This is a genomic window from Chromohalobacter sp. 296-RDG (genome assembly GCF_029889885.1).
Taxonomy (GTDB): domain Bacteria; phylum Pseudomonadota; class Gammaproteobacteria; order Pseudomonadales; family Halomonadaceae; genus Chromohalobacter.
This window is the reverse complement of sequence record NZ_JARANY010000003.1, coordinates 1-21535: the sequence shown is the minus strand read 5'-3', so window position 1 is coordinate 21535 and position 21535 is coordinate 1. Positions and strand designations below refer to the sequence as shown.

Annotated in this window: 21 protein-coding genes; 17 read left to right on the top strand and 4 right to left on the bottom strand. The window is 61.6% G+C overall.

What is annotated here, in order from left to right; genetic code table 11:
• The first annotated feature begins 58 nt into the window (after positions 1-58).
• Genes OP495_RS02185 through OP495_RS02160 form a run of 6 tightly spaced genes read left to right on the top strand, consistent with a single transcriptional unit; the run spans position 59 to position 5287 of the window.
• Positions 59-895 (top strand): DUF3450 domain-containing protein, encoded by an 837-nt coding sequence (locus tag OP495_RS02185; RefSeq protein ID WP_280561295.1) that lies wholly within the window; start codon positions 59-61, stop codon positions 893-895.
• Complete coding sequence (locus tag OP495_RS02180) at positions 892-2316, top strand: MotA/TolQ/ExbB proton channel family protein (RefSeq protein ID WP_280561293.1); 1425 nt, start codon at positions 892-894, stop codon at positions 2314-2316. The genes OP495_RS02185 and OP495_RS02180 overlap by 4 nt, the downstream gene beginning before the upstream one ends.
• A complete protein-coding gene (locus OP495_RS02175) occupies positions 2300-2833 on the top strand; it encodes a MotA/TolQ/ExbB proton channel family protein (protein ID WP_280561292.1) in 534 nt (177 codons plus the stop codon). The genes OP495_RS02180 and OP495_RS02175 overlap by 17 nt, the downstream gene beginning before the upstream one ends.
• Positions 2826-3236, top strand: a complete 411-nt coding sequence (locus OP495_RS02170; protein ID WP_280561290.1) for a biopolymer transporter ExbD — start codon at positions 2826-2828, stop codon at positions 3234-3236. The genes OP495_RS02175 and OP495_RS02170 overlap by 8 nt, the downstream gene beginning before the upstream one ends.
• Entirely contained in the window at positions 3233-4015 is a 783-nt protein-coding gene (locus OP495_RS02165) for a TonB family protein (protein WP_280566907.1), read from the top strand. The genes OP495_RS02170 and OP495_RS02165 overlap by 4 nt, the downstream gene beginning before the upstream one ends.
• A gap of 3 nt (positions 4016-4018) precedes the next feature.
• The gene (locus OP495_RS02160) at positions 4019-5287 is read left to right on the top strand and encodes a hypothetical protein (protein WP_280566905.1); all 1269 of its coding nucleotides are present in this window, start codon (positions 4019-4021) and stop codon (positions 5285-5287) included.
• Between the two features lie 38 nt (positions 5288-5325).
• On the opposite strand, the gene xthA is transcribed toward OP495_RS02160, so the two are convergent.
• Positions 5326-6141, bottom strand: coding sequence for an exodeoxyribonuclease III (xthA, locus tag OP495_RS02155; protein ID WP_280566904.1), 816 nt, complete (start codon positions 6139-6141; stop codon positions 5326-5328).
• Positions 6141-6389: a hypothetical protein gene (locus tag OP495_RS02150; RefSeq protein ID WP_280561286.1), complete on the bottom strand. Its 249-nt coding sequence runs from the start codon at positions 6387-6389 to the stop codon at positions 6141-6143. Before OP495_RS02150 ends, xthA begins: the two co-directional genes overlap by 1 nt.
• 230 nt (positions 6390-6619) lie before the next feature.
• Between OP495_RS02150 and OP495_RS02145 the strand changes: the two genes are divergently transcribed.
• Positions 6620-7894: a DEAD/DEAH box helicase gene (locus OP495_RS02145; protein WP_280566901.1), complete on the top strand. Its 1275-nt coding sequence runs from the start codon at positions 6620-6622 to the stop codon at positions 7892-7894.
• Between the two features lie 3 nt (positions 7895-7897).
• Positions 7898-10063: an ATP-dependent DNA helicase DinG gene (gene dinG, locus OP495_RS02140; RefSeq protein WP_280566899.1), complete on the top strand. Its 2166-nt coding sequence runs from the start codon at positions 7898-7900 to the stop codon at positions 10061-10063.
• 101 nt (positions 10064-10164) lie between these two features.
• Here dinG and OP495_RS02135 read toward each other — a convergent pair whose 3' ends face one another.
• Entirely contained in the window at positions 10165-11244 is a 1080-nt protein-coding gene (locus OP495_RS02135) for a 3-deoxy-7-phosphoheptulonate synthase (RefSeq protein WP_280561283.1), read from the bottom strand.
• Between the two features lie 387 nt (positions 11245-11631).
• Here OP495_RS02135 and rpoE point away from each other — a divergent pair, with 387 nt between their 5' ends.
• From rpoE to pdxJ, 9 genes are all read left to right on the top strand, one after another.
• The gene (gene rpoE / locus OP495_RS02130) at positions 11632-12237 is read left to right on the top strand and encodes an RNA polymerase sigma factor RpoE (protein WP_280561282.1); all 606 of its coding nucleotides are present in this window, start codon (positions 11632-11634) and stop codon (positions 12235-12237) included.
• A gap of 222 nt (positions 12238-12459) precedes the next feature.
• Positions 12460-13221 carry a sigma-E factor negative regulatory protein gene (locus tag OP495_RS02125; protein ID WP_280561281.1) on the top strand — a complete coding sequence of 254 codons (762 nt, stop codon included), beginning with the start codon at positions 12460-12462 and terminating at the stop codon, positions 13219-13221.
• 318 nt (positions 13222-13539) lie between these two features.
• Positions 13540-14973, top strand: coding sequence for a DegQ family serine endoprotease (locus OP495_RS02120; RefSeq protein WP_280561280.1), 1434 nt, complete (start codon positions 13540-13542; stop codon positions 14971-14973).
• Between the two features lie 191 nt (positions 14974-15164).
• A complete protein-coding gene (gene lepA / locus OP495_RS02115) occupies positions 15165-16985 on the top strand; it encodes a translation elongation factor 4 (RefSeq protein ID WP_280561278.1) in 1821 nt (606 codons plus the stop codon).
• 11 nt (positions 16986-16996) lie between these two features.
• Positions 16997-17800, top strand: coding sequence for a signal peptidase I (gene lepB, locus OP495_RS02110; protein WP_280566898.1), 804 nt, complete (start codon positions 16997-16999; stop codon positions 17798-17800).
• A gap of 81 nt (positions 17801-17881) precedes the next feature.
• The gene (gene rnc / locus OP495_RS02105) at positions 17882-18574 is read left to right on the top strand and encodes a ribonuclease III (RefSeq protein WP_280561274.1); all 693 of its coding nucleotides are present in this window, start codon (positions 17882-17884) and stop codon (positions 18572-18574) included.
• Positions 18571-19470 carry a GTPase Era gene (gene era, locus OP495_RS02100; RefSeq protein ID WP_280566897.1) on the top strand — a complete coding sequence of 300 codons (900 nt, stop codon included), beginning with the start codon at positions 18571-18573 and terminating at the stop codon, positions 19468-19470. The genes rnc and era overlap by 4 nt, the downstream gene beginning before the upstream one ends.
• Before the next feature lie 30 nt (positions 19471-19500).
• Positions 19501-20205, top strand: coding sequence for a DNA repair protein RecO (gene recO, locus OP495_RS02095; RefSeq protein WP_280566895.1), 705 nt, complete (start codon positions 19501-19503; stop codon positions 20203-20205).
• Between the two features lie 57 nt (positions 20206-20262).
• Positions 20263-21084: a pyridoxine 5'-phosphate synthase gene (gene pdxJ / locus OP495_RS02090; protein ID WP_280561271.1), complete on the top strand. Its 822-nt coding sequence runs from the start codon at positions 20263-20265 to the stop codon at positions 21082-21084.
• Positions 21085-21095: 11 nt separating this feature from the next.
• Here the strand turns inward: pdxJ and OP495_RS02085 are convergent.
• On the bottom strand, positions 21096-21535 hold a 440-nt coding region (locus OP495_RS02085; RefSeq protein WP_280566893.1), incomplete at its 5' end, for an Hpt domain-containing protein.

The window sequence follows — 21535 nt, the reverse complement described above, 5'->3', positions numbered from 1 at the left end:
AGCCGTCCATTCGTCGGCGCTGATGAGCGTTCGACACGATCAAGCAACGGGAGAAAGCGTGGTGCCTAACGACACGCGAAGCCGAACACGGACATGCCGGCGTGCGGCCTGCGCCGGTATGGCGTTATTGATGGGCGTTTCGGCAACGGCCTGGGCGCAGCAGACGTCATTGCGAGACGCCAGTGCGCAGGCGCAGCAAGAACAGGCGGCGCTGCAGGACAAGATAGACGCGGCCGACGACGAAACGCGTGAATTGCTGACGCGCTTGCGCGATGCTAGCCGCGAGGCCTCGCGGCTCGAGCGCTACAACGACGAGCTTGCCCGCCGTAATCAGGCGCAGCAGGCCTTGATCGAGAAGCGCCGCGAGGCCATCGATCAACTCTCGGTGACGCGTGAAGCCCTGCCGGGGCAGTTGCGCGATATGGTGTCGCAATTGCGCACCCTGATCGAAGCCGACTTGCCATTCTTGCGCGAGGAGCGCCTGGCACGCGTCGAGAGTCTCGATACGATGCTCGATGACAGCGAGATGAGTGCGGGTGACAAGCTCGATCGCGTGCTCTCCGCCTGGCGCACGGAGCTCGACTATGGTCGCGAGATGGATGCCTGGCAAGGTCCGCTGGTGGGCGACGACGACCGCCAGGTCGATTACCTCCGCGTAGGGCGTATCGGGCTCTATTACGCCACGCCGGATGGCCGCGCCGGTGGCGTCTGGCGTGCCGATGCCGAGGAATGGCAACCCCTCGAGGGCGATGCGCTCGATGAACTGCGCAAGGGGCTGCGTATTGCGCGTGATCAGCGAGCGCCGGCATTGCTCGACCTTCCAGTCTCGGTAACGCTCGAGACGCAATCGGCCGACGACGCGAATTCTCCAGCCCAGGACGAGGGGGCATCATGAGCACATGGAAGTCTCTGCGGTCCCGGGTATTGGCATTGGCCCCGGTGCTGATATTGACGATGGCACTGCCGGGCATCGTGCCATCGGCGATGGCTCAGGAGAGTGACTCGAGCCCCTCGCTGCAGCAAATGCTGGAAAGTCTGCGCACGGATAGCGAAGCTGCCGAGGCGCGAGACCGAGAGCGCTTGAACGCACTGGTGGACGACCGCACTGCACTGCGCGACGCGGTGGAAAAAGCGGAAAGCGAACGCGATGACGCGCGTCAACGGCGCGACGAGCTGGAGGCAACGCAAACGCGTCAGCGTGAAGCGCTCGATGAAGTCAACCAGCGGCGTCGCGATGAAGCGGGCGATCTCGATGGCGTATTCGATGTGGCGCAAGGACAAATCGGCGAATTGCGCGATGCGCTGGGTGACGGTTGGTTGACAGTGGGGACGCAGACGACGCTGCCGGAACGGCTCGACGATGACGCCATCATCGATACCCAGACACTGGAAAACCTGGGGCGGACGTTTGCCGAGCTGACAGCGGAGACCGGGCGTGGCGTGCGCTTCGAGGCGCCCATCGCCGATGCCGAAGGTAATGTCGAGCAACGTGAGGCGGTACGCCTGGGCGACTTTCTCGCCTTCAGCGGTGGCAAGCTTCTGACACGTGACGCGGGCAATCAAGCGGACGAAGCTGGTCTGCGTGTGATCTCACATACACCCGAAGATGCCAGCGACGCGCTGCAATCCTTCCAGAATGGTGACAGCGACCGCGTGGTTTTCGATCCCACGCAAGGCAATGTGCTCGATGCCTTGGCGCAACAACCCTCGCTGTGGGAGCGTTTTCAGCAAGGCGGCTCAGTCGGCTACGTCATCGTCGTGCTGGGGATCGTGGGGTTGCTGGTGGCGTTGTCGCAATACGCGTATTTGCTGATGGTCAGCCTGCGTCTGCGTCGTCAGCTCCGCACTCCCGAGACCTTGCGCAGCGATAATCCGCTGGGGCGGGTGCTCGGCCGCTTCGCGGCACTGGGTCACGATCATGCACCGGAAGCGTTGGAGGCACGCCTCGATGAAGCGCTACTGGCCGAAAAGCCGCGTCTCGAGCGTGGTCAGCCTTTGGTCAAGCTCATGGCGGCCGTCGCCCCCTTGCTGGGGCTGTTGGGGACCGTGACCGGGATGATCGGCACCTTCCAAGCGATCACCGTGTTTGGCACCGGCGATCCGCAGCTCATGGCCGGCGGGATCAGCCAGGCATTGGTGACCACCGTGCTGGGCCTGATCGTCGCCGTGCCGCTTCTATTCGCGCATACCGCCTTGAGCAGTCGCAGCCGCGAATTGCTCGGCACGCTCGAGGGTCGGGCGAGTGCCGTGCTGGCCGAGCATCTCGAGGCCTCATACGGGCATACGAGGACGCAGGCCGATGTCCACGCTCGCTGAGCCCATCGTCTGGCTGGTTCATGCCGGTGGTCCGGTGCTGGTGGTGATTGCCCTGGTTGCCATGGCGCTTTTCGCCATGGGGCTGGAGCGTGGTCTGTACTGGCAATTCGTGCATCGCCGTCGTCGTCGGGCATTGGTGGCGCGCTGGGTCGCGCGCCGCGATCACGCCAGCTGGAGCGCGTTGACGCTGCGCGAGGTCTGGACCTCGGAGCTCATCGGTCAACTGCGGCGCCCTCTGCCGTGGCTCAAACTCCTGGTGGGGCTGTGCCCGCTGCTGGGATTGCTGGGAACGGTCACCGGGATGATTCAGGTCTTCGATAGCCTCTCCTTGACCGACGTCAACCAGGCGCGGGCCATGGCCGATGGCGTGGCCCGCGCGACGTTACCGACATTGACCGGCATGGCAGTCGCCGTGGTGGGGCTATTGTTCACCACCCGTCTAGAACACGTGATTCGGCGCGAGGATCAGCGGCTTCATGACCGCATGGCACGTGCCGTGGAGGATGCCAATGCGTAGGCGTCGACTACAGGACGTCAATGACGACGCCCAGGAAATAAACCTCACGCCGATGCTGGATGTGGTGTTCATCATGTTGATCTTCTTCATCGTGACGACCAGCTTCATCAAGGAGAGTGGCGTGGAAATCGACCGTCCCGAATCGTCCTCCGCGACCGCGCGCCCCGAAGCGCAGGTCATGGTGGCGATCACTGCCGAGGACGCCGTGTGGGTCGATGGACAGCCGGTGGATGCACATCGCGTCGGCAATGAAGTGGCCAGTCTGATGAGCGACGAAGGCGGCGTGGTGATTCAGGCCGATCGCCAATCGACCACTGGGCTGCTCATCGAAGTCATGGATGCCATTCGCGATGCCGGCGTTGAAAACGTCGCCGTGGCGGCGGACCGAGGCGCCGACGGATGAGAGCGATCGCAGGCGCTGCAGGCGGCATCTTGATGGCATTGGGGCTTTTCTATCTGTTGGCCTTGCTGGTGGCGCCGCCGGAGGATAACCATGAGCCGGTCGAGCAGCCGATGTCGGTGTCACGCGTCGAGGCGCCCGAGGCACAGCAGGCGTCGGCACCGGAAGCGGCTGCACCGGATGCCCCGACGCCACCGGCTCAAACGCCGCCGCCTCCGCCGCCCTCGCCAGTGCCCGCGACCCAGAGTGACAGTTCGCTGACGTTGCCCGAGCCGCAAGCCTCGGCGCCTCCCTCGCCGGAAGTGCCTGAGGAGTCGTTGCCCGAGCTCGAGGAAGTCGAGCCCACTCCAGAGCCGGAACCCGAGCCGGCGCCTGAGCCTGAGCCTGAGCCCGAACCGCAGCCTGAGCCTGCAGAAGCAACGTCACCTGCGGATGCAGCGTCGCAAGGCGACAGCGCGGACGCCTCAGATGCCGATGCCTCGGCGAACGGTGAAACGAGTGAGCAGGACGCTGAAAAAGTCGGCTCGCCGCAGCCCACCGAACGCGTGCCGCCGGAGTATCCGTCGCGGGCGCAACGGCGTGGCATCGAGGGGTTCGTGGAGGTGAGCTTCACGATCAAGCCCAATGGGCGAGTCGATCGCGATTCCTTGCACGTCACTGATGCCGAGCCGCGTAGCACGTTCGAACGTGCGGCGCTCAAGGCCGTCGCCGATTGGCAGTTTTCGCAAAGCGATCATCCGCGTGAAGCGCGTCAGCGGCTGGAATTTCGTCTCGAGAGGTAACGCATGCAGTGGCGTCATTGGGGATGTGTAGCGATGCTATGTCTGGGGCTGGGAATGGCCAGCACGAGTGCCAGTGCCGCCGGGCCGGCACTGGCACCCGATATGGTGCAGGCGTTGGAGTCGCTTCAGCAGCGCATGCAGGATAACGCCAGCGAGAGCGCCATCGATGACGCCAAGGCGGCCGCTGAGCGGTTACAAGGCGGTAATCGGGCGGATCGCTGGGCACGTGCCTTGTTTCTGCAATTGGCGGCCACGGGTGAGGCGCATCGAGGTCGGGAAGCTGCCGCTGCGGATTTGTTTTATCAAGCACGGCGCATTGACGGTGTGGGGAGCGATTCGCGCCGGCGCTGGCTCAACCAGGAAGCACGTTTGAGGCTGCGCGCGGGGCAGACCGCGCAAGGCGCCGAATTGCTGGGCGAGTGGATCGAGCGTCATGGCGGTGACCGCGACAGCCTGTGGCTGATGGTGCAAGCCCAGGCGACGCTCGAGCAGTGGTCGCAGGCGGCGCAGTGGGTCGATCGCGCGCGGCGCGCGGGTGGTATGGAGACCGAGAGGCGTCGCCTGGCGGCCAGCGTTTATCAGCATGCCGAGCGTTACGACGCGGCACTGGCGCTGCTCGATGATCAGTTGCAAAGCAATAGTGACGATCCCCAGGCATGGCGGCGTGCCGCCGCGCTGGCGCAGCGCATGCAGCAGCCGGGATTGGCAGCGGCGTTATGGGAGGCCGGTTGGCGGCGGGGCGCGCTCGCGGGCGAGGACGATCTCGAGCGTTTGATTCGGCTACATCTGGCGGGCGGCACCCCGGCGCGTGCCGCCGAGCATCTGGAAACGGCATTCGAGAAAGGCACGCTGCCACGCGATCGCGAGCACCGGCGTCTTCTTGCCGAGGCCTGGACGTCGGCGCGCGCGCACCACAAGGCGCTGTCGGCGTGGCGCGCGCTGGCTGAAGAGACCCAGGCCGCCGAGGACTGGCGCCAGCTCGGCGAGCTGGCCTACGGTTGGGGTGAATGGTCGACGGCGATAGAAGCGTTTCACCAAGCACGTGAGCAGGGAGCCGATCCCGCGCGAACCTGGCTCTTGGAGGGCGTGTCGCAACTGGCGTCGTCGGATGAAGAGGCGGCGCGAGAGGCGTTCGAAGCGGCGCGCGATGCCGGTGCGTCGCAGGCCGAGTCCTGGCTGGCATCGCTCGGCGAAGGGGATGTCGGGAAAGCGCCTGACGTCGACGCAATACCCGATGAGGCAACGCCTCAGGTGCTCTCCGATACGCAATGACGCATGTGACACACGCTTTTTACGGACGTTGATGCGTATTACAACGCGAGCTGTGCCCATACCGGGGCGTGATCCGAAGGACGCTGTATGCCGCGTAGTGCGTAATCGATACCGGCGTCTTCCACCTGCTCGCACAGCGTGGGGGTGACCATGATGTAGTCGATCCGCAGGCCGCGTTTAGGCTCGCGCTCGAAGCCCCGCGAACGATAGTCGAACCAGCTGAAGCGATCGTCGACTTCGGGGTAGCGCAGACGATAGCAATCGCTCAGTCCCCAGTCGGCGAGTCGCTTGAGCCATTCACGCTCCACGGGTTGGAAACTGGTCTTGCCCTCGCGCAGCCAGCGCTTGCGATTGGACTCGCCGATGCCGATGTCGATGTCGGCGGGCGAGATGTTGAAGTCTCCCATGACCGCGAGCCGCTCATTGGGCGTATGTCGCTCTTGCAGCAATGCCGTGAGGCGGGCATAGAAATCGCGTTTGGCGGGGAACTTGGTGGGGTGCTCGATATTCTCACCCTGCGGGAAGTAACCGTTGTAGACGGTCATGGTGTCGCCGTCGTCACAGCTGATGCGGACGCCGATCAAGCGTCGCTGGGCCTCTTCGCCATCGTCGGGTAAGCCGTAATGCACGACCTCGGGGGCCTGTCGGGTGAGTAGCGCGACGCCGTAATGGCCTTTCTGCCCGTGAAAAGCGACGTGATAGCCGAGCGCTTCGACGCTTTCACGCGGGAACTCACTGTCCTGCACCTTGGTTTCCTGGAGACCGATGATATCGGGATGATGCGCTTCGATGAGCGCTTCCAGTTGATGCAGGCGAGCGCGGATTCCGTTGATGTTGAAGGAGACCAGGCGCATCAGCGATCACCCCGTGAATCGTCGTCGCGTGTCGGCGCGCCATGCACGTCGAGGGTTGGCGCCTGCTGTTGACGTGCCAGGCGACGTGCGGCCTGTAGTTTGCGTTGCTGGCGTTTCTTCTGCACGTAGCGCGGCGACGATTTGACCTGATCGGGGTTGTCGTGGCGCCATTTACGGAAATCCTTGCGACGCCCGGTGCGAATCGTCACCTTGCTGGCGATCGAGCGCGTTTTCTTGCTGCGTGTCATGTCGTGACCCTGTGTCGTATTGACTTGAGGATCATTCTACCAGTCGCGCCGCCGAGCGGCATCCGTGCTTGAGCGCGATGCCCGCGCGATGCTCGGCAATGACTGATACAATGTCTGCTTGCGTCGTGATCCAGCTTGGCTGTCGCGATGGCCGTGGCGCGCTCCGGAAAGGCGGACAAGCGCGCTGGATTCATGCATTTGCGTACGAATATGGACAGACATAGAAGCCTATGAGTGAGTCGGATAAAACCCCAGAACCGGCCCAGAACCGCAAGCCAAAGCGTCGGCGTCGCAAGCCGCGTCGTTCGCAGTCCCAGTGGGACATCAAGCAGTTCCAGGTGACACCGGTGGCGGGCAAGTGGCGTTTTCACGATTTCGATCTTCCTGTGCCGCTCATGCGCGCGATTCACGCCCTGGGGTTCGAATACTGCACGCCGATCCAGGCAGAAGCCTTGACCCATACGCTGCTAGGTGGCGATGTGGTCGGCAAGGCGCAGACGGGGACCGGCAAGACCGCCGCTTTCCTGATTTCGACTCTGGCGTACTTCCTGGAAGAGAAAGCCCCTGACGGCCAGAAGCCCGGTGCGCCACGTGCGTTGATCGTCGCGCCGACACGGGAGTTGGCGCTGCAGATCGAGAAAGACGCCAAGGCACTGGCGCGCTTCACGTCGCTCAATGTGGCCAGTGTCGTCGGTGGCATGGACTATCAGAAGCAGCGCGATCAGTTGTCGCGCAAGCTCGATGTGCTGGTCGCGACGCCGGGGCGTCTGCTCGACTTCCACGAGAAGCGCGATGTCGATTTGACGCAAACCGAGGTGCTGGTCCTCGACGAAGCGGATCGTATGCTGTCGATGGGCTTCATCCCCGACGTCAAGCGCATCATCCAACATACGCCCAAGACCGAAGAACGCCAGACTTTCCTTTTCTCGGCGACGTTCAGTCCGGACATTCTCAACTTGGCCAAGCAGTGGACGCATGGCGCCACACACGTCGAGATCGAGGCCAGCCTCGAGAATGCCGCCAACATCGATCAGCGCGTCTACCTGGTGGGCGACAGCGACAAGCAACGCCTGCTGATCAACTTGCTCAATCAGGAGAGCATGGAACGTGTGATCGTGTTCGGCAATCGGCGTGATCTGGTGCGCAATCTCGACAGCGAACTGCGCCAGGCGGGGATCAACGTGGCGATGCTCTCCGGTGATGTACCGCAAAAAGCGCGTATCGAAACGCTCGACCGTTTCCGTAACGGCGAGGTGGATGTGCTGGTTGCCACCGATGTGGCAGGGCGTGGCATTCATATCGATGATGTCAGCCATGTGGTGAATTACACCCTGCCGGAAGATCCCGAAGATTACGTGCACCGTATCGGCCGCACGGGACGTGCCGGCGCCGAGGGTGTATCGATCAGTTTTGTCGGCGAAGAAGATGCCTTTGCGCTGCCGGGAATCGAATCCTACATCGACGCCAAGCTGCCCTGTCAGCATCCTCCCGAAGGGCTGCTCTGACCCTTGGCAGAGACGGCATCCAAAGCGCTCGACCCTGAGCTCAAGGCAACCATCCAGGGGGCCTACCGAAAGGTGCTCGATGGGCTCGAGCTGACGCCGCGTTATGGGCAGCGCCTGATGATCGCCGAGATCGCGCGGACCCTGGGCGGCATCGAGGCGGATGATGCTGGGCGACGTCTTTCCAACGAGCATGTCTGCGTGCTTGAAGCGGGTACCGGTACTGGCAAGACGTTGGCCTACCTGCTGGCCGCGCTGCCCATCGCTCAGGCACGCGGTAAGCGCCTGGTGATTTCCACCGCCACGGTGGCGCTCCAAGAGCAGGTGCTGCACCACGATCTACCGGCCCTCAAGGCGCACAGTGGCCTCGATTTCGAATACGCCCTGGCCAAGGGCCGGGGACGCTATCTGTGCGTGGCACGGCTCGATCAAGTCCTGGAAGGTGGGGAAGACAACCCTACGCTATCGCTTTTCGAGGAAGCGATGACGTCCCGCGATGGTGACGACTTTCAGGCCTTGGCGCAGGAGATGGCCGACGCCTACTCGGCAGGGCGCTGGGAGGGGGATCGCGATAGCTGGCCGACGGGAATCGACGATGCCGATTGGCGCCGTCTGACCATCGATCATCGCCAGTGCACCAACCGCCGCTGTGGCCACTTCGGTGCCTGCGCCTTCTTTCGTGCCCGCCGCGGTCTCGATCAGGCCGATATCATCGTTGCCAATCACGACCTTGTGCTGGCGGATCTTTCCCTGGGGGGCGGGTTGGTATTGCCCTCGCCCAAGGAGTGCATCTACGTCTTCGACGAAGGACACCATCTACCCGACAAGGCTCTCGATCACTTCTATCACCGTTTGCCGGTCAACGGTACGCTACGCTGGCTGCGCACGCTGAAGAAGTCGCTGACCGAGCTGAATACCGCGCTGGCTGTGCAGCCGACCCTGGCTCGATTGTTGGCGAGCTTGCCGGAAGCCATCGCTGCGCTGGAGCCGCGCCTCGGCGAGGCGTTTGCCATGGGGCATCGTATCGCCGAACTGGAAAACGGGCTGCCTGAAGAGACTAATGACGCCGTGCATCACCGCTTCTCCATGGGGCGGGTGCCCGAGGCGCTTTCCGAGCAGGCCGGGGCGATGGTCACGGCGTTTGCCGAGTTGTCACGTACGCTCGAGAGCATGGCCGATATCCTGCGTGAGAGCCTCGATCCGGAAAAAGCCACGGGTTTATCTCGCGAACAGGCCGAGGCCTGGCTGCCGTTGATCGCCCTGCTGCACGGCCGTGCTCTGGATGCGCACGCCTTGTGGCAGGCGTTGGCCACGACGGACCCTGAGGACGGCGTGCCGCAGGCACGTTGGCTGACCTTCGAGCGTGTCGCCGGCGAGGTGGAGCTGACGTTTTCGGCAAGCCCCGTCTCGGCCGCCGAGACCTTGGCCCGGCATCTGTGGGGCACATGCTATGGGGCGGTGGTGACCTCGGCGACGCTGACGGCGCTCAATCGCTTCGAGCGCTTGCAAGAACGCGCCGGGCTTGCCAATCGCTATCGCTATCAACGTCTGCCCAGCCCGTTCGATTACTCGCGGGCCGTGCTCAGCGTGCCGCCGGAAGCTGTCGATCCCAGCAATCGCGAGGCCCACGAGCGTGCGCTGCTCGATTTCACCCAAGCGTTGGGTGAACGCGAAGCCGTGCTCATGCTGTTCTCGTCACGCAAGCAGATGCATGCCGTGCTCGAAGCGTTGCCGGAGGCGGTGCGTCAGCGGGTGTTGGCTCAAAATCACCTGCCTAAACGTGACTTGTTGCAGCGTCATCGCGCGCGCATCGATGCCGGGGAGGGCAGTGTCATCTTCGGGTTGGCAAGTTTCGCCGAGGGGATCGATCTGCCGGGGGAATACCTGACGCATGTGGTCATTACTCGGCTGCCGTTTTCCGTGCCTGATGATCCGGTAGGGGCGACGCTGGCGGAGTGGATCGAAAGCCGGGGCGGGAATCCGTTCATGCGCATCTCGGTGCCGGATGCCTCGATTCGTCTGGTCCAGGCCTGCGGCCGGTTGATCCGCAAGGAAGCCGATCAGGGGCGCATCACGTTACTCGACCGGCGTGTGCTGACGCGTCGTTATGGACGGGCACTGCTCGATTCATTACCGCCTTTCCGACGTGAAATCGACGGCATGGCACAGTAAGGTTCCGAAACACGTTGCAGACAGCGCCTAGTCTCTTGAGAGGTCGTCGATGAACCGACCCCGCGGGTGAGGCGGGGTCGTGGAGAGAGGGCGCAAGGGACTTATTCGCCGCGCTGGCGCTGGGGCAGTGCCGGCTTCAACTTCTCGTTCATCTCGCGCATGGCCGTTTCGGTGGTCGGCCAGTCGATACAGGCATCGGTGATGGAAACGCCGTACTGAAGCTGCGAGCGATCCTCGGGAATCTTCTGGTTGCCCCAGCCGATGTGCGATTCGACCATCAGCCCCATGATCGAGGTGTTGCCCTCGAGGATCTGGTTGGCGATGTTATCCATTACCAAGGGCTGCAAGGACGGATCCTTGTTGGAGTTGGCGTGCGAGCAGTCGACCATGATATTAGGTATCACGCCCGCCTTGCGCAGCTCCTGGTCGGCGAGAGTAACGCTGACGCTGTCGTAATTGGGCTTGCCGTTGCCGCCGCGCAACACGACATGGCCGTAGGGGTTGCCACGTGTGCGAATGACGGCGACTTGTCCGCCCTGGTCGATACCCAGGAAGTTATGCGGATTGGCGACGGACTTGAGCGCGTTGACCGCGACGTCGAGACTGCCGTCGGTGCCGTTCTTGAAGCCGACCGGCGACGAGAGACCGGAGGCCATTTCACGGTGTGTCTGGGATTCGGTGGTGCGTGCCCCGATGGCCGACCAGCTGATGCAATCCTGCAAATACTGCGGCGAGATGGGATCCAGCGCCTCGGTGGCCAACGGCAGGCCCATTTCGGTGAGCTCCACCAGAAGGCGCCGGGCGGTGCGCAGCCCTTCCTGGATGTCGAAGGTGTCGTCGAGGTGCGGGTCGTTGATCAGCCCCTTCCAGCCGACGGTCGTGCGCGGCTTCTCGAAATACACACGCATGACCACGTACAGGCTGTCGCTTACCTCGTCGGCCAGTTGGCGCAGACGGCGAGCATAATCGCGTGCCGCATCCACATCGTGGATCGAGCAGGGGCCGATGACGACAACAAGACGCGGGTCGTCGCCGTCGAGAATCCGTTGAACGGTTCGGCGCCCTTCGAGTACCGTGCGCTCGGCCTCCTCGGAAAGAGGAATTTCACGCTTGAGCGCTTCGGGTGTGACCAGTACGTCCTGAGAAAGGACGTTAATGTTATTGACCTGCTGTTCTGACATTCCGCTACCTGTAGATATGTGTCGCGAAGGGCATCGGTTTCGCTTGCTAAGAATCGTTACTATCGCCTGTCAGCGCTGGGAAAATCAATGTCATGGCCGAACTTCTCGCCATGATGACGGTCAATGCTCGGATGCCATCAGCGCATCCGCCGCTTTATCGCCTTGATGGGGCGGGCAGAAAAAGGAACACTAGGCACTACTTAAGTCAAGCAAGTGGATCGGCCACATGACCCTAGGTCTTCGCCCAATTTCGTCTATTACTTTGATTCTTCAGTGCCCTGTGGGCTCGACTGGAACATGATGACCACACAGCAGATACAATTTTCCTGCGCTGGCGCCGTTGTCGGCGCTTCGCTTTATAGTGCCTCCGGCATGGGGGAGGAATGAATGGGCACCAGGGATACCGACCACCAGCTCGTCGAGCGTGCCCAGAAGGGAGACACCCGGGCTTTCGATCTCCTGGTCAAGAAGTACCAGCACAAGATCCTCGGCTTGATCGGGCGTTATGTGCATGACCCTGCCGAAGTGCAGGATGTCGCCCAAGAAGCTTTCATCAAGGCATACCGCGCCTTGAGCAAGTTTCGCTCCGATAGTGCCTTTTATACGTGGATGTATCGCATCGCCATCAACACCGCCAAGAATCATCTTGTTTCCCGCGGCCGACGGCCGCCGGGCAGCGATATGGACATCGTGGATGCCGAGGTAGTCGACCATAGCGGTCGTCTTTCCGACATCGAGACTCCGGAAGCCGCCTTGCAGCGCGATCAGCTCGAGGCGGTGGTGTTCGAGGCCATCGAGAACCTGCCGGAAGATCTCCGGACCGCGATCACCTTGCGTGAGATGGATGGTCTCGCCTATGAGGACATCGCCAATATCATGCAGTGCCCGGTCGGCACGGTGCGCTCGCGCATTTTCAGAGCACGTGAGGCGGTGGATAAAGCCATCGAGCCGATGCTCAATGCGCCGCGTCAGGCCGATGCCACGGTCGAGTGATCAAGCCGGGTGATAAAAAAAGTGTCACTCGACGCATGCAAAATTGAACTGTCCGGCGCCTTTGACGTCTCAACGAGTACCAGTGGAATGAGTGGGCGCTATCGCGTCAGGTGGGCAAGACGCTCGTGCAAGATATCAAGAAAAGGTGTTGCCACACGTGCACCGCTGCGTAGCGCCCAGTAGACGATGGGCAGTCGTCTTCTCGAATGTGAGGGTGTAGGTATGAATCAGAACGTGCGAGAGCCCTTGTCCGCGCTGATGGATAATGAGGGCGACGAGCTCGAGATACGCCGTGTCATGAAGTCGTTGCAAGACGCGCCTGAAGACGCCGAGACATGGCGGCGTTATCACTTGGCGCGCAGCATGATGCAGCGTGATCGTGGTGTGGATGTCAGTGCGGATCTGTCCGCCGGCATAATGGCGCGCCTTGCCGACGAATCCGGACCTCAGGAGGCGACCAACTCGCGTCGTGTGGTGCCGTCTTCCTTCGCAGGAAGTGCCGCCGTCGCGGCTGCGGTGTCGCTGATGGTCATTACCGGCGTTCAGGTGTACAACGCCAATTCGCCGGACGGTGTCACTGGTGAAGGGGCTGAATTCGCCAGCGGCAATGCCTCTTCCAGCGAGACGCCTTCCGCCGAGGGCGGCGCCAGCGTGCAGCCAGCATCGCTGCAGAGCGCGCCCTCGGGGGGCGGTGTCGGCGCCAGGCTAGCGAGTTTCGGCGGCGACGGAAACGGGTTCTTGACCTCGTCCGGGGCGAATCCAGTATTTCCCAGCATGGCGCCTTCAGGGCCCGGCGGTGCCATGGAGGTCGGTATGGATGCGTCGCTCTTTTCCGACTCTCCGCGTCAGGCGTTAAGCAGCGACCATGAGCAGGCGCGCCTTCTGCAGGCGTACTTGAACCAGCAGCAGGGAGCTAGCGAGGCTTGGATGTCGTCTTCTCGCGCATCCGATGGCTCGGGTGCCGAGGTATCGAGTCAGCGTTAATTCCATGCCGTCTGTCGTCCGCGTGTGACGATCCCGTGCCAAGGCGCGTTACCTGTTGTCAGGAGCGCGCCTTTGTCGTTTGGCGCTTCGGCGACGTGCTGTGTGGATAGGTGCGGGAGGCGGCTGACAGGTAGCAGGGACGCCCATTGAGCCAATGATGCTTTTCCGTGAATGCTTCTCCCTTTAATGTAGCAATAAAGGTGTCGATACGAGATCTCTTGGCTATCGACCCTTGGTAGGCCGGTGTGCATCCCGGCAGTTGTCAATGTGACTCCTCGTTTTAGTCAACGAGTTCACGCTTTTCATCAGGAGTCTTTTATGCAACGTCTCTCTCGTTATGTCACCCCATTGTTATTGGCGTTCGTTACGTTATGCGCTGCGCAGATCGCTCAGGCGCGCGAACTGCCGGATTTCACTCAATTGGTCGAAGACGCCGCGCCGGGCGTCGTCAACATTTCCACTACCAGTACGGTCGAACCCCGGGGCATGTCTGGATCGCCGTTTGGAGATCAGGGCGTCCCCGATATCTTTCGCCACTTCTTCGGCGATCAGATGCCGCCCATGACGCCGGGAGCGCCCGGTCAGGGCAGTCAAGAACGCCACTCGCTGGGGTCGGGGTTCGTGATCAGCCGTGATGGCTACATCATGACCAACGCGCATGTGGTGGACGGTGCCGACGAGATCGTGGTGCGACTCAATGATCGCCGCGAGCTCGAGGCCACTCTGGTGGGCGCCGACAAGAAAACCGACGTTGCCGTACTCAAGGTCGATGCCGACGATTTGTCGACACTCGACATGGGGGACTCCGACGACCTGCAGGTTGGCGAATGGGTCGCGGCCATTGGCTCGCCCTTCGGGTTCGATCATTCGGTCACTTCAGGCATCGTCAGCGCCATCAATCGCACCCTGCCGAGTGACGCTTACGTCCCCTTCATCCAGACCGATGTGGCGATCAACCCTGGCAATTCCGGCGGCCCTTTGTTCAATCTCGATGGCGAGGTCGTGGGCATCAACTCCCAGATCTACACCCGTAGCGGTGGCTTCATGGGGGTTTCTTTCGCCATCCCGATCAATGTGGCGATGGACATCGCCGATCAGTTGAAAGACTCAGGGCACGTCAGCCGTGGGTGGCTCGGGGTGGTGATACAGCCCGTATCGGACGATTTGGCGGAATCCTTCGGTCTTGACGATACGCGCGGTGCGTTGATTGCCGATGTCACCGATGATGGCCCTGCCAGCGAGGCCGGACTCAAGGCCGGCGATGTGGTGCTCGCGGTTGACGACGAAAAGGTCGAGGATTCCACCACCTTGCCCCGTTTGGTGGGCCGTGTATCGCCTGGCGACGACGTGACGCTGAACATCCTGCGTGATGGCGAGCCTCAGAAGGTCGAGGTCACCGTAGGCAACTGGCCGGAAGAGGGCAAAATGGCGTCCAGCCAACAGCCCCAGGAGAATGACAGTCAAGCGCGCCTGGGCGTCGCGATCAGCGACCTTGACGAGCAGATGCGCAAGCAACTGGACGTCGACAACGGTGTCCTGGTGCGTCAGATCGACCCACGAGGTGCGGCAGCTGCGGCCGGAATCGCCCGCGGTGACGTCATCGTCAGCTTCGATAGCAAGGCCATCGCAAACACCGATGCCTTGCTGGAAGCGGTGAAGAATGCACCCACTGACCGTGCCATTCCGGTGCGTATCATGCGTGACGGACAATCGCTGTTCGTGGCGCTGCGGCTGCAGCCCGCCGATGACTGATACCGGGTCGGCGTGCAGACGCTAGGCATCGAGGCCCCGCTCCGTCGGGGCCTCGTCGTGTCGATCACACGCCCTCGCTGTCCATGGAAGGTGCTTGCCGGTACAATGCCTTTCAATTGAATTGTCCATCGGTCCGCGTACGCTTGCTTCATCGCTTGGCCGGATCGTGTTTCTGACCCAGGTAGGACTTGATGAGCCGCGACGAAAATAACGCAACGCTTCCACTCATTCGCAATTTCTCCATCATTGCCCACATCGACCACGGCAAGTCGACGCTTTCCGACCGCATCATCCAGATCTGCGGTGGCTTGACCGAGCGCGAGACGAAGGAGCAGGTGCTCGACTCGATGGATCTCGAGCGTGAGCGAGGCATCACCATCAAGGCGCAGTCCGTGACGCTGGACTACAAGGCCGAGGATGGTCAGGTCTATCAGCTCAACTTCATCGATACGCCAGGCCACGTCGATTTTTCCTACGAAGTGTCGCGCTCGCTTTATGCCTGCGAGGGTTCGTTGCTGGTGGTCGATGCGGCGCAAGGCGTCGAGGCGCAATCAGTGGCCAATTGCTACACGGCGGTGGAGCAAGGGCTCGAAGTCCTGCCGGTCCTCAACAAGATCGACCTGCCCCAGGCCGATCCTGATCGCGTGGCCCATGAGGTTGAGGAAATCATCGGCATCGATGCCTCCGATGCCTGCCAAATTTCCGCGAAGAGCGGCCTGGGCATGGACGCTCTACTCGAGCGTCTGGTGCGTGACGTGCCGCCGCCCCAAGGCAACCCCGAGGTGCCGTTGCAGGCGCTGATCGTCGATTCGTGGTTCGACAATTATCTGGGTGTGATTTCCCTGGTGCGCCTGTTCGACGGCACGATCAAGAAGGGCGACAAGATCCGCATGAAGTCCACCGAGCGCGCCTGGGAAGTCAGTGAAGTCGGCATCTTCACGCCCAAGCGAAAACAAACCGGTGTGCTGCGTGCCGGTGAAGTCGGTTTCGTCGTGGCCGGCATCAAGGACATTCACGGCGCGCCGGTGGGTGACACCATCGTGCATGCCAAGGGGGGAGATGACGTCGCGCGCTTGCCCGGCTTCCAGAAGGTCAAACCCCAGGTCTATGCAGGCATTTTTCCGGTCAGCTCCGACGATTACGAAGACTTCCGCGATGCGCTGGAAAAGCTGGCCCTCAACGATGCGTCGCTGGATTACGAGCCGGAAAACTCCGATGCATTGGGCTTCGGTTTCCGCGTCGGCTTCCTCGGCACCTTGCACATGGAGATCATCCAGGAACGTCTCGAGCGTGAGTACGACCTGGACCTTCTGACCACGGCGCCGACGGTCATCTACGAACTGGTCATGAAAGATGGTGAGATACAATACGTATCCAATCCGTCCAAATTGCCGGACATGGCCGACATCGAAGAGATGCGCGAGCCCATCGTGCGTGCCAGCATTCTGGTGCCGCAGGAATACGTCGGCAATATCATCACCGAGTGCGAACAGCGTCGCGGGACACAGCTCGACATGTTGTTCCTGGGCAGTCAGATTCAGCTCACCTACGAATTGCCGATGAGCGAAGTGGTGATGGACTTCTTCGATCGCTTGAAGTCGATCTCCAAAGGCTATGCCTCGCTCGAATACAACTTCGAGCGTTTCGAAGCCGCCAATCTCGTGCGTCTCGACGTATTGATCAATGGTGACCGCGTCGATGCACTCGCCACCATCGTGCATCGCGATCACGCGCATCCGCGTGGACGCGCGCTAGTGGAAAAGATGAAAGAGCTGATTCCGCGTCAAATGTTCGACGTTGCCATCCAGGCGACGTTGGGCGGGCAGGTGGTCGCACGTTCGACCGTCAAGGCGCTACGCAAGAACGTCACCGCCAAGTGTTACGGTGGCGATGTGACCCGTAAGCGGAAATTGCTCGAAAAGCAAAAGGCAGGCAAAAAGCGCATGAAGCAGGTAGGTAAAGTAGAAATTCCACAGGATGCCTTCCTTGCCGTCCTCAAGATGAATGATTAGGAATCATAGCCATGGATTTTTCGTTGTTGCTGGTGTTGGCGGTCGCCATCACCGGCATTGTCTGGCTGGTAGATATCGTATGGTGGCGGCGAACCCGCCGTGCTCGTCTGGAAAAGGCCGAATCGCAAGTCGAAGGTGGGCTGGACACCGCCACGCGGGACAAGTTAGGCAAGGAACCCTGGGCGGTGGATTATGCGCGTTCCTTCTTCCCCGTGCTGCTGATCGTGCTGGTGCTGCGGAGTTTCGTGGTCGAGCCGTTTCAGATTCCTTCCGGCTCGATGCGCCCGACACTCAAGGTCGGAGACTTCATCCTGGTCAACAAGTTCACCTACGGGCTGCGGCTACCCGTCATCAACACCAAGGTCGTCGATGTCGGCGAGCCCGAGCGTGGCGATGTCATGGTGTTTCGCTTCCCGGACGATCCCTCGGTCGACTTCATCAAACGTGTCGTCGGCTTGCCAGGGGACCGCATTCGTTATGAAGATAAGCAGCTTTACGTCAACGGGAAGCCGGTCGGCAAATCGTTGACCGACTCTGATCTAGAGATAGCGCCCGGCGAGCGACTGCTCGAGGAGCAGTTGGATGGTGTGGCGCATGCCATTTATAACAATCCCGACGATCCTGGTCCGCACATGCGGGAGGTCGTGGTGCCCGAAGGTCAGTACTTCATGATGGGCGACAACCGCGATCATTCCAACGATAGCCGCTACTGGGGCTTCGTACCGGAAGAGAATATCGTGGGCAAGGCGTTCGCAGTGTGGATGCACTGGGATAGCGGCTTGCCGAGTTTCTCTAGTGTCAGAGTCATCGAATGAACCATACTCTTGACTGACGCATACTGGGGGAGAGCCATGCTCTCCGCCGCTTCACCCAGAACAGATGAAAAAGGCAGTGTCGTGAGTAGCCCTTTGCATGCCCTCAGTAAACGAATCGGTTACCAGTTTCGCGATACCGCGCGGCTTGAATTGGCGGTGACCCATCGTAGCTATGGGGGCAAGAACAACGAGCGCCTGGAATTTCTGGGTGACTCCATCGTCAACTTCGTGATCGGTGAAGCGCTTTTTCAGCGCTTCCCCCAAGCGCGAGAAGGTCAGTTATCGCGTTTGCGTGCGCGCCTGGTGAAAGGGCAGACCCTGGCCGAACTGGCGCGTGAGTTCGAGTTGGGCGAATGCCTGCGACTCGGCTCCGGCGAGATGAAAAGCGGCGGCCACCGGCGCGATTCGATTCTCGCCGATGGCGTCGAAGCGCTGATCGGCGCCATCTATCTCGATGCGGGCATGGACGTCGCCAAGGCGCGGGTGCTGTCGTGGTACGCGACGCGCCTGGAAACCCTCGATCTACAGGACAACCAGAAAGACCCCAAGACGCGACTTCAGGAATTCTTGCAGTCGCGGCAGTCGTCTTTGCCACGCTATGAGGTAGTCTCGGTCGAAGGCGAAGCGCACGCGCAGGTCTTTACCATCGAGTGTCATGTCGAGATGCTCGAGGATCATACACTTGGTGTCGGTTCCAGCCGCCGCCACGCTGAACAGCAAGCCGCCGAAAAGGCGCTGGAAATACTCGAACCTTCTCAGAGCAGGCACGCATGACGCAACACTGTGGTTTCGTGGCCATCGTTGGCCGCCCCAATGTCGGCAAGTCGACACTGATGAACCGGATTCTCGGCCAGAAGATTTCCATCACTGCGCGGCGTCCGCAAACGACGCGCCATCAGGTGATGGGTATCAAGACCGAGGAAGACACTCAGTTCGTCTATGTCGATACACCGGGCATGCACATTCAGACGCGAGGTCGCGACAAGGCGATCAATCGCTTCATGAATCAGGCAGCCACGCACGCCCTGCGCGATATCGATTGCGTCATCTTCATCGTCGACCGCACCAAGTGGACCGAGGAAGACGACGTGGTGCTCGAGAAGCTCAGCAACGTACCGGCACCGGTGATTCTGGCCGTCAACAAGGTCGATTGGCTCGAGGACAAGAGCAGTCTGCTGCCGTGGCTGGATAGCGTGAGCAAGAAGCGCGAGTTCGCCGCCGTAGTGCCGCTCTCGGCCAAGAATGGTACCAACGTGCCCGAGCTTGAAGCCGAAGTCGCCCAACGCTTGCCCGAAAGCGTGCATTACTTTTCCGAAGACCAGATCACCAACAAGAGTGAGCGCTTCCTGGCCGCCGAGTTGGTGCGCGAAAAGGTCATGCGCCAGTTGGGTGACGAACTGCCGTATCAGATGACCGTCGAGATCGAGGAATTCAAGGATGACGGCAAGACGCTGCACATCAGTGCCTTGATTCTGGTCGAGCGCTCGGGACAGAAAAAAATCCTGATCGGCGACCAGGGAGAACGTATCAAGAGCATCGGCCGTGAAGCTCGTCTGGAGATGGAGCGTGCCTTCGATGCCAAGGTCATGCTCAACCTGTGGGTGAAGGTCAAGGGTGGATGGTCCGACGACGATCGCGCCCTGAAGAGCTTGGGTTACGATCTCGACTGATGGCGCTTGCCCTGGCGCATGGATGCCGCGATGACGCCTGAACCGGCCTTTCTACTGCACAAACGTCCCTACCGTGAGACCAGCGCCATCGTCGAGTTGCTGACGCTCACCCAGGGGCGTGTGCGTGCCGTTGCCCAAGGCGTGCAACGCGGTGGCAGCAAGGCGCGCGGGATCCTGCAGCCATACTCCCCCCTGCACGTCACCTGGAGTGGCAATGGTGAACTCAAGCGTTTGCGACTGCTTGAAAGTCAGGGCAATACGGCCTTGTTGGCCGGTGAAGGGTTGCTGTGCGGACTTTACGCCAACGAACTCATGGCGCGCGTATTGCCGCTGGAGTATCCGGTGAATGAGGTTTTTTCGCTTTACGCGCTGACGCTCGAGGCCTTGCCATCGCCTGCCAAGCGGGCGGGAGCGTTGAGACGTCTGGAAGTCACTCTGCTGGAGAGCCTCGACATGGCACCGCGTTTCGTCGATGAACACGATGCCCCGTTGGACGCCTACACGCATTATCGATACCACGCCGAGCGGTATTGTTTTCGCGCCGTAGCTGCCGGAGAGAGCGGCATCGATGGGCGCAGCCTCAAGTGGTTGGCGCGGGGCGACTGGGAGGCGCCGGGACTGGCAGGCGTTGCCAAGCATGTCACGCGTGCGGCATTGGCGCCTTTATTGGGTGAGCGCCCCCTGCGCTCGCGAGAATTGATGCGGCGACTGGCCGAGCGTCGACGCGCCAACTAAATACTGAACGCAAGCCTAATCGCGCATTTCATACTTTTTCATTGAAAGGAATCCGCCATGAATCCGCCACGTATCCTGTTGGGCGTCAACATCGACCATATCGCCACGCTGCGCCAGACCCGTGGGACGCGTTATCCCGATCCCGTGCAGGCGGCCATGCTGGCCGAAGAAGCCGGCGCCGATAGCATTACCCTGCATCTGCGCGAGGACCGCCGCCATATCCAGGAACGCGACGTGCGCATACTGGCCGAGACACTGACGACGCGCATGAATCTGGAAATGGCCGTGACCGAGGAGATGATCGCTTTCGCTGAGGCGTTGCGTCCCGCCAATGTCTGCCTGGTGCCCGAGCAGCGCGAAGAGCTCACCACCGAGGGTGGGCTCGATGTCGTGGGCGCCTGTGAACGGGTGGATGAGGCTTGCCGCCGGCTAGCCGCAACGGGCAGCGACGTATCGCTGTTCATCGACCCCGAGCCCGCCCAGATCCAGGCCGCGTTCGAGTTGGGCGCGCCGACCGTCGAGCTGCATACCGGGGCCTATGCCGAAGCCAGTGGCGAAGAACAGCGTATCGAGTACCAACGCCTGGTGGCGGCGGCCGAGATGGCGTTCGAACTGGGGCTGACGGTCAATGCCGGTCATGGTCTGCATTACCACAACGTCGAGGCGATTGCCGCGATCCCCGGCGTTCATGAACTGAATATCGGACATGCCGTTATCGCGCGGGCGTTGTTCGTGGGCCTTAAAGAGGCCGTGACGGAAATGAAGCGCCTCGCGGTCGCCGGGCAGGAAGCCGGGGTCATGGCGCAGCTCGATGAACACGAGCACGGCCACAGCCACGACCACGAGCATGACGATAGCGGCGAGTGCTGCGGCGCTTGAGCCTGCACTCGTCAGTCCTCGATCTGCCAGTGCTGGGCCTGCCACTCGCGTAGTCGCGTGATCGCGGTCTGAAGCGCAGCGTAGAGTCCCTGGCAGGCTTCGAGTCCCTGTGCCTTGAAGCGGGTTTCCAGCGTCTCCGCCAATAGGGCCAGTTGCGGCACGCCGCAGTAGCGGCAGGCGCCATTGAGGCGGTGGACCTGTTCATGGAAAGCCTCGGCATCCTGAGCGACCCAGGCGGCGTGAATTGCCTGCTCAGATTCATCCAGATGTTGGAAGAGCAGGCTGAGCATGTCGTGTGCCAATGCCTCGCGTCCACCGGCCATGCGCATGCCAAGTTGCATATCGACCACGGGCAACTCATCCCCGGCGGTATCGTCCTGCGGCTCTTGCGCCGGTGCTTCGCCAGGTGGTGCGGGAAGCGCCGTGGGATGAGGCTCGGGCGCGGAATGAG